Raw genomic sequence first — 8,501 nt, forward strand, 5'->3', positions numbered from 1 at the left:
GTTCTTTTCATCAATGTTAATTATCTTTTAGTGGTTTTTTAGATCTAACTTTTAAATACATTACATAGGCTATTCCAAGGGCACCAACTGAATTTATCAAGGCAAAAATTCCTCAATAAATTAGTGCTTTATGTGAGTAAGTTGCTGAGCTTAGAGATTCATTTTCTGCTATTTTAGCTAAGAAAATACCTGCTCAAACATCTTTTGAAAAACCTATGATTGAGATAAATCCTATTGCTAGACCTAAAATTTTAGGATTTATTTTTAATTCAGTTGTTGTTGATCAATAAATTGATCGACTAGCTCCAATGAAAAACATGTTTAACATAACTAAAACAAAGCTTATTCATAAAATAGTTGGGCTAAAAACATTTTTAGAAGGATCATTAGTTGCTGCAACGAAGAAAATTATTAATAATAAAGCTGCTGAGCCAATTGTAAAAAGAGAAATTCAAATTAATGATTTTGAAGTTAATTTAGTATATCTTTTAGTTAAGTATCCAGCTGCAGTGGCACCTATAATTGGTATACCATAAATATAAACAGGTGAAAGAGCAGTTGCTGTATATTCACCCGCTCCTAGAGATTGTAAAATTGTTGTACCAAAACTACCATAAACTGTATATTGATTCATGACAAAGAAAATCATCATGGCAGTAAGTCAAACCCCTGGAGATTTTAGAGTTTTGATTGTGTCATCTTTGACTTTTATAAAGAATTCTTTAAGTTGTTGTTGTTTGAATTTTTTTAATTCGAATTCATTTTTTATTTCATATCATTTTTCGTGTAAAACTGAGTAAAAACTATAGCTTCCATCTTCTTTTTTAATAACATTTTTATCTCATAGTTTTCCAGGTAAGAAAAACAGTGATAAAACACCAGTTAATATATAAATTAGTCCATAAAAACCAATACTAAAGAAAATACTTGATGATGAAGATGAAATTTCTCCAGCATTTGCATTTGGTAAAATTGCACCTTTTGAATCAAAAATTACAAAAGGACTTACAACAATAACAATGGCAGCTAAACCTATTGAAATATAGTTTGCTATAAGTTGAAGTGCATATCTTGTTGTTTCAGCTTTTGCATATAGTGAAGCTTGCTCTTTAGGACTTCCAAGCATTTTAATACTTTTAATAAAAGCTGATCAAAAAGTTAAAACCGTTGTAAAAGAAAATAAAATGTGAATTATAACTAATTGTGCATAATCTACAATTCCTCTAAAGGCAATTAAAGAATATCAAATAGTTACAACTCCAGTGCTAAGCATTGAAAAAGAAAATAGTGTCTTAGCAGGTACTCTATCTGCTAATCAGCCCCCTGGTATGTATAGAAATAAAGAAAAAATTCCATACACTGTTAAAAGTAGCTGAACACTTTGTTCGTTTGATTGACTTACAGTAATCATTTGTGATTTAAAACTATAAAGTAGATAAGGAACCAAATAAATAGTTCCTCCACCTAAAGCAGTTATGAAAATGGCAATCCACTTTTGCCAAAGACTTAATTCATAGTAGTCTTCTTTTGCGTTATAAACAATTTTTTGTTTCATAGTTACTTCTTTCTTGCAAGTAAAATTATAAATCTCTCTTTTTAGCTTGATATTTGAAGGCATAAAAAAGGTCAAACTTTAGTGTTTGACCTTAAAACGTGATTGTTTTTTTCACAGTCTTATTGTTTTTGATACTCTTCTGGAATATCATCTAAGTTAATATGGCAATATCCATTTACATTTTTAAGTAAGTAATTTTGGTGATATTCCTCAGCTAAAGTTACATCTTCAACTTTTTGAATTTCAATATAGTTTTTCTTTCCTTCACTTTTCATAAAAGCTTCATTTAAGTCACTAAATTTCTTTAGCAAGTCTTTGTCATAACTATAAAGCCCAATGCGATATTGAACTCCTCTATCGTTACCTTGTTTGTTTAGTGAGTAAGGATTGATTATTCTTAAATATAATTTTCAAAGATCTTCTTCAGTAATTTTTGAATTGTCATAAATAACTCTTACAGCTTCAACATGTGAAGATCCTTCGCAAACTTCTTTGTATTTAACTCCTTCAAATCCACCATTTATATAGCAAGCTTTTGTATCTAAAACACCTTTAACTTTTTGAAAGTATCTTTCTACTCCTCAAAAGCATCCTCCAGCTATAAAAATTTCTTTTTGCATGTTTTCTCCTTCATAAAAAATCACAAATAGCAAATACTTATAAATAATAGCACACGAGCAAAAAGCTAAATTATTTTTTTAAATTTTACTTGCTTTATTTTTAATATTTTTTTAGCTTGATAATTTGAAATTACTAGCTTTAACCAATAAGACAAAAAAATAAAAATAAGTGCAACTTTTCTTATGAGTTGCACTTATTTAAAAATTTAAAAAAAGACTTATTTTTAATGATTTATTATTCAGCTTTTTCAGCTAAAGTTTCTTCTTCACCTTTGTCTTTTGCCTTAGTTAAATTGTCCTTTTTATCCATTTTGGATAAATCTTCTTTAATTTGAGCGTTTTTTTGTTTATCTTTTTCTTGACTTTCATTTACTTGATTAATTAAATCTTCAATATTAACTTTTTTACTTTCACCATCAGGTTTTATTTTCTCGTTATTTGGTGGAAGTTTCATATTTTTTTCAATGTATTCAATTTCTTCGGCAACAATTGTTTCATTTTCAAGAAGTGAATCTTTAATTAATTCTAATAATTCTAAGTTTTGTTCAATTGCTTTAATAGCAATTTCTTCAGAAGCACTAATTATTTTTCTAATTTCAAGATCAATTTCATGAGCCATTTTACTTCCAAAAGTACCCTTAGAATAATCTCTTCCTAAAAATGGATTTTCTGTATCTTCTTCATATTTAATTGGCCCTAGCGCTGACATTCCTCACTCAGTAACCATTTTTCTAGCAATTTTTGTTGCCCTTGAAATATCATCACTTGCTCCAGTTGAGATATTTTCTTTTCCATAAATAATCATCTCAGCTGCTCGACCACCCATGTATGAGGCTATTGTTGCTAGAAGCTCTTTTTTACTTGCATTGTATTTTTCTTCTTCAGGAGTCATCAAGTTATATCCTCCTGCATTACCTCTAGGAATAATAGTGATTTTTTGAACTTTATTTCCACCTTTAACTTTTAAACCAACAACGGCATGTCCTGCCTCGTGGTAGGCAACAGCTTTTAATTCTTCTTGAGAGATAACTCTAGATTTTTTAGCAGGTCCTGCCATAACTCTATCGATAGCCTCATCAATTTGAGTTGAAATAATTACATCAGTTTTTTCTCTTACAGAAAGAAGTGAAGCTTCATTAATAACATTTTCAAGTTGAGCCCCTGAATAACCAGGAGTTCTTTTAGCAATTTTGTCAAATTTAATTTCTTTAGAAAGTCTTTTTCCTTTTGAGTGAAGTTTTAAAATTTCTTCTCTTTCTTTAATGTCAGGAAGACCAACTGTGATGATTCTATCGAATCTTCCAGGTCTTAAAAGAGCAGGGTCTAAAACATCAGTTCTATTGGTAGCCCCCATAATCAAAATACCAGCATTTTCATTTATACCGTCCATTTCGACAAGGATTTGGTTAAGAGTTTGTTCTCTTTCATCATTTCCTCCACCAATTCCACTTCCTCTAGAACGTCCAACAGCATCAAGTTCATCAATAAAAATTATTGCTGGAGCTAATTTTCTAGCTTCTTTAAACATTTCTCTAACTCTTTTGGCCCCCAGTCCAACATAAAGTTCAACAAATGATGAAGCTGATATGAAAAAGAATGGAACATTTGCTTCTCCAGCTGTAGCTTTTGCTAAAAGAGTTTTACCAGTTCCTGGAGGACCTCCTAGCAGAATTCCTTTAGGAAATCTCGCTCCTGCAGCTGCATATTTTTTAGGATTTTTTAAATAATCAACTAACTCTTGAACCTCTTCAATTGGTTCTTTATTTCCAGCTATATCAGTAAATTTTTTATCTGTTTTAACAATAACAGCTTGGTTTTTTCCAGGATTAAAAATTCCTCCTGAAGCTGCTCTACTTTGTGCTTTGTAACCAAGGAAAATAATAATTGCAATAAGCGCAGGGAATCAAATGGCTTTTATAAATGTAATAAATCCATTTTCTTGAACAATGTGTTGTCCAAAAAGCCCAGCTTTAGATGCATCATAGCCAGGGTGCTGTGCTAGGAATTTATTCATAAATGTAAATCATGAAATTGTGCCATTAAGAGGTTTAATACTTTGAATATATGCTTGAACATTTGCTAATTGTAATATTTCACGAACTTCAACGTTTCCTGAAGTCAAGAAATTTGCTTGAGCAGCCGAGGCAGCAACGAAATATTCTTCCCTCATAGCTCCATTTCTAAAAATTACGCCAATGGTATTATCTAAGGAGTTGATCTTAATAGTTTCGAAATAGATATCATCTGTTGTGCTTTTGGCAGCTTCTTCAAAGTGTTTTAATAAATAGTCAAAACTTTTTGGTTGAGTTTTTGGACTAAAAAGTAAAACAAGAACTGTTATTAATAGAGCTGCAATAATCCCAACAATAACAATTAATAATCAATTAATTTTAGGTTTTTTCATTTTATCCATCCTAGTTTTCTATTTGATCGCAGAAATAATTTTAATTTTACAAACCAATACTAAATAAATTCTATGTTATCAAAATCATTTAAAACATAATTTAAACAATTATATTGAAGCGTAACTCTTTAAATACTTTAAAGCATTTTTTGTTAATATTATAACAAATTATTTTTTTAATACCTTTATTATTTTTTTAGCCTTAACTAGATAGAACTCTTTATTTAAAATGAATTTTTTTTCATTTTTTTCTGAATTGATAAATTTAATTATTTGCTGAATTTTTCCTCTTGATAAATTTATTGAGTTGTTTGTTTTTTCAGAGATAAAAATAGTGATGAGATTTTCTTGAAATTTTGATTTTAAAAAATTCTGTTTATCAAAATTTTGCTCTTTTCATTTATTAAAATCTTGCTCAATTTTTTTTATTTTTCTAAGTTTAAAAAAATTCAGAAAAAGAATTTTTATATATATCAATCTTTTTAAAAATTCTTTGTTAAGCAAGTTGTTTCTAATTTTATTTCTCAAATAAATATTCTCTTTGTTTGTTTCGTCTTGACCAAAAAATATTTGCTTATTATCTAAAATTTTCAGTATTTGATTTTTTCAATATTTATGAATAAAAGGTCTATTAATATTCATGCCGAAATTAAAATTTTTGCTTTTAATTGATCAATAAAGTGGTTTTCTTTTTTGATTTTTTTGAATTAAAAAAGTCTCAACAAAATCATCTTTGTGATGAGCCAATAATATCTCATCACAGTTATATTTTTCATATACCAATTTAAAAAAATCAAATCTTTTTTTTCTTGCTCAATCATGAAAATTTCCTTTAACTTCATAATCAGTTAAATTCAAAATTTCAAGTTTTATATTATTTTTGAAACAGTAATCTTCAACTATTTTTTGATCTCTTTTTGAGCTGTTTCTTTTGTTGTAATTTACATGAGCCACTACAATATCATGATGTTTAAAAACATCAAGTAAAAGCATCGAATCAGGCCCACCACTTACTGCAATTAATTTCATAAATTACTTTTTAGAATTTTTTAATTTTGAAACATTTATAAAAGTTTTAAAGTCATTAAAAATGTAAGTTAATAATTTATCTGCTAATTCATCAATTACTTTTTCAAAAGTTTCTTTTTCATTTTCAGGAATCTTTTTTAATATGTATGAACTTACTGGTTCATATAATGGACGAGAGACTCCAATTTTAATTCTTTTTATGTTTTCTGTTTTAAGTTTTTCGATGATACTTTGCATTCCTCTTTGGCCATTTGCTGAGCCTTTTATTTTAATAGAAGCTTGACCAACTTTTAAATCAATTTCATCATAAATTATGATAATGTTATCAATTTCAATATCAAAAAAATTTTTTATATCATAGACAAAATTTCCTGAGTTATTCATATATGTTAGTGGCTTAGAAATTATGTAATTTTCACCTTTATAAAAGATTCCATTAAACTTTTCTTTATCTAACTTAACATTTAATTTTTCAGCTATTTTATCAATAACCATAAAACCTAAATTATGTCTTGTTTTATCATATTCATCACCAGGATTTCCTAGACCTACAATTAGTTTCATAACATCTCCTTTAAGTTAAAAATTTAATTAATATTTTCATTGTTGCTTTGTTTAATAAAATCACTTATGTTTGTCAAAATCTTTTTATCTTTTGAAAACATTATCACTTCATTTAATGCACTTTTAGATCCTATTATATATAGTTTATCAACTGCTCTTGAAAATGCTGTATAAATCATCTTTCTTGTTAAAAAATTCATCAAAATTGGAAATATAACAAAGATAACTATTTTTGATTCAGATCCTTGAAATTTATGAACAGTTGTAGCATATGCAAGTGATATATTTTTATTTAATTCTTCTAAAGAATAGTTAATTTTTTTATCTCCAAAATTTATATAAACTTCTTTGTCTTTGTCTTTAACTTTTTCTACAAATTTTTCAATGATTCCAATTTCACCATTATAAACACCTTTTTCATAGTTGTTTTCTATTTGCATAACTTTGTCACCTATTGCAAAATTCTTAAGATCATTTTTTTTAAAAAGCTTTTTTTGAATATGTAAATTTGTCTTATGAGCCCCTGTTTCAAATTTATTAAAAGGAATTAAAATCGTTTTTTCTAAAACATCATAATTTGATAAATCTTCAAAATATAATTTAGAAATTTTATCAAAAAAATTTGTATCATTAGCTTCTATAAAATTAACATTTTCACTATTGTTTTCAAATGGAATTTTCTTTTGGACATTTAAAAAATTTTCAGAAATATCTTTAGTTTTATTTCTAAAAATTTGACTTAATCTATTAACTGATATATTTTGTAATTCCAACAAATCCTCAAGTAAATTTCCAGCTCCTATGGCAGGAAGTTGCCTATGATCTCCAACTATTATAATTTTTTTAATTGAACTAAGAGTTGATAAAATCAAAAAGAATAAATCTACTGTAACCATTGAAAATTCATCAATGACTAAAATCTCTATGTGATCAAAATCTACATCAAAAAAAGATACTTCAGTAGCCTTAGGTTTTAGTTTCAAAAAACTGTGAATTGTCTTTGCTTCAAAACCTGTTTTTTCAAAAATTTGAAGTGCTGCTTTTCCTGTGGGGGCCATGATTGCAATGTTGCTTTTTTTAACTTTTTTGTTTTCATCACTAATAATTGATTCTAATATTGATTTTAGGGTTTTTGTTTTTCCACTTCCTGGATATCCAGTTAAAATTGAAACAGAATTTTTTAAACATAAAGTTGCAGCTTCTTTTTGTTCTTTACTTAATTCTTTATCTTCAAAATTAAAATTAAATGAGTATCTTTTTTTTGATAATCTCTTTAGTTTTTCAACAATAAAAAATTCTTTATCATACATTTTAGCCTCAGCTAAAAATTGCTTATCTTTTAATAAAATAATTTTTCTTTGTTTAATTAAATCATTTAAAAAAAATGTAAAATCACTTTTTTTAAAAGCTATTTTTTTACATGATTGTTTATATATATCTTGAATGGCAAATTTTGTTGAATTTGTTGAATATAACTCTTTAAAACAATTAAGAATTATGCTTCTTAATCTCTCTAGATCATCTACTGGTTTTTTTAGAATTTTTAGAAAGTAAGTGTCAATTTCGTTAAAGTCAAAATCATCTTCAGATAAAATTGAATATGGATTTTCATAAAAGTTTTTTAACTTTTGGCTTTCTGGCTCTTTTGTTTCTAATTTTTTTATTTTTTCAAATAAATTATAAATTCCATATTTTTTATATTCAAGTCCATCAATTTTTAGTTTTAAATCAGCTAAAAACTCTTCCTTTTTCTTATCTTTTATCCTTAATTTTGAAGGATCTTTTAAAATTGAATCTAAAGTGTCAATGGGATAGTCCTCAAAAATTTTTTCAGCTTCTTTTTTAGTTACGCCTTTGATTTTAGTGTGTAAAAAATCAATAATTTCATCTTTTTTAATAATATCTAAAAATTCTAATGACTCACAAACATAGGAATTTTCATAAGTATTAGAAGGCTTTATTTCAAGATTGTATTTTAAACCTTCTTCAACATTAAAGCCTTTAATAAAAACCCGATATTTTTGCTCTTTATCTGAAAAAATAAACAATGAAGCACTCTGGTCAGCGCTAGATCAAATTTTCTTAATAGCCTTTAAAGTAATTTTCATTTTTTAAATTATTACAAATAAAAGTTTTTTTGTTGTTATTTTCTCAATTTTAAAAAACTTATCCAAAAGTAAACTATGTTAATAATTTGTTTATATTTTTTGTTGATAAGTACTTAAAAGCTCAATAAAACCAAGTATTTTTTGTGGATAAATCTATCTGAATTTCACTAATTTATCAACTAAAAAATTATTTTTATCTTTTTTAACTATACTTTAAAACT

Annotated in this window: 6 protein-coding genes; all 6 read right to left on the reverse strand. The window is 26.5% G+C overall.

What is annotated here, in order from left to right; translation table 4 throughout:
* Positions 1-16 precede the first annotated feature (16 nt).
* On the reverse strand, positions 17-1,555 hold the full coding sequence (locus EXC36_RS04055; RefSeq protein ID WP_223212149.1) for an MFS transporter: 1,539 nt from the start codon (positions 1,553-1,555) through the stop codon (positions 17-19).
* A gap of 119 nt (positions 1,556-1,674) precedes the next feature.
* A complete protein-coding gene (msrA, locus tag EXC36_RS03895; RefSeq protein WP_041364267.1) occupies positions 1,675-2,175 on the reverse strand; it encodes a peptide-methionine (S)-S-oxide reductase MsrA in 501 nt (166 codons plus the stop codon).
* A gap of 235 nt (positions 2,176-2,410) precedes the next feature.
* Positions 2,411-4,588: an ATP-dependent zinc metalloprotease FtsH gene (ftsH, locus tag EXC36_RS03900; RefSeq protein ID WP_129690519.1), complete on the reverse strand. Its 2,178-nt coding sequence runs from the start codon at positions 4,586-4,588 to the stop codon at positions 2,411-2,413.
* 159 nt (positions 4,589-4,747) lie between these two features.
* A complete protein-coding gene (gene tilS, locus EXC36_RS03905) occupies positions 4,748-5,608 on the reverse strand; it encodes a tRNA lysidine(34) synthetase TilS (protein WP_010925580.1) in 861 nt (286 codons plus the stop codon).
* A 3-nt stretch (positions 5,609-5,611) separates the two neighbouring features.
* On the reverse strand, positions 5,612-6,172 hold the full coding sequence (gene pth / locus EXC36_RS03910; RefSeq protein ID WP_010925581.1) for an aminoacyl-tRNA hydrolase: 561 nt from the start codon (positions 6,170-6,172) through the stop codon (positions 5,612-5,614).
* A 23-nt stretch (positions 6,173-6,195) separates the two neighbouring features.
* Positions 6,196-8,280 (reverse strand): ATP-dependent DNA helicase, encoded by a 2,085-nt coding sequence (locus EXC36_RS03915; RefSeq protein WP_010925582.1) that lies wholly within the window; start codon positions 8,278-8,280, stop codon positions 6,196-6,198.
* Positions 8,281-8,501: the final 221 nt, after the last annotated feature.

This window comes from Mycoplasmopsis pulmonis, from assembly GCF_900660575.1.
GTDB classification, from domain to species: domain Bacteria; phylum Bacillota_I; class Bacilli_A; order Mycoplasmatales; family Metamycoplasmataceae; genus Mycoplasmopsis_B; species Mycoplasmopsis_B pulmonis.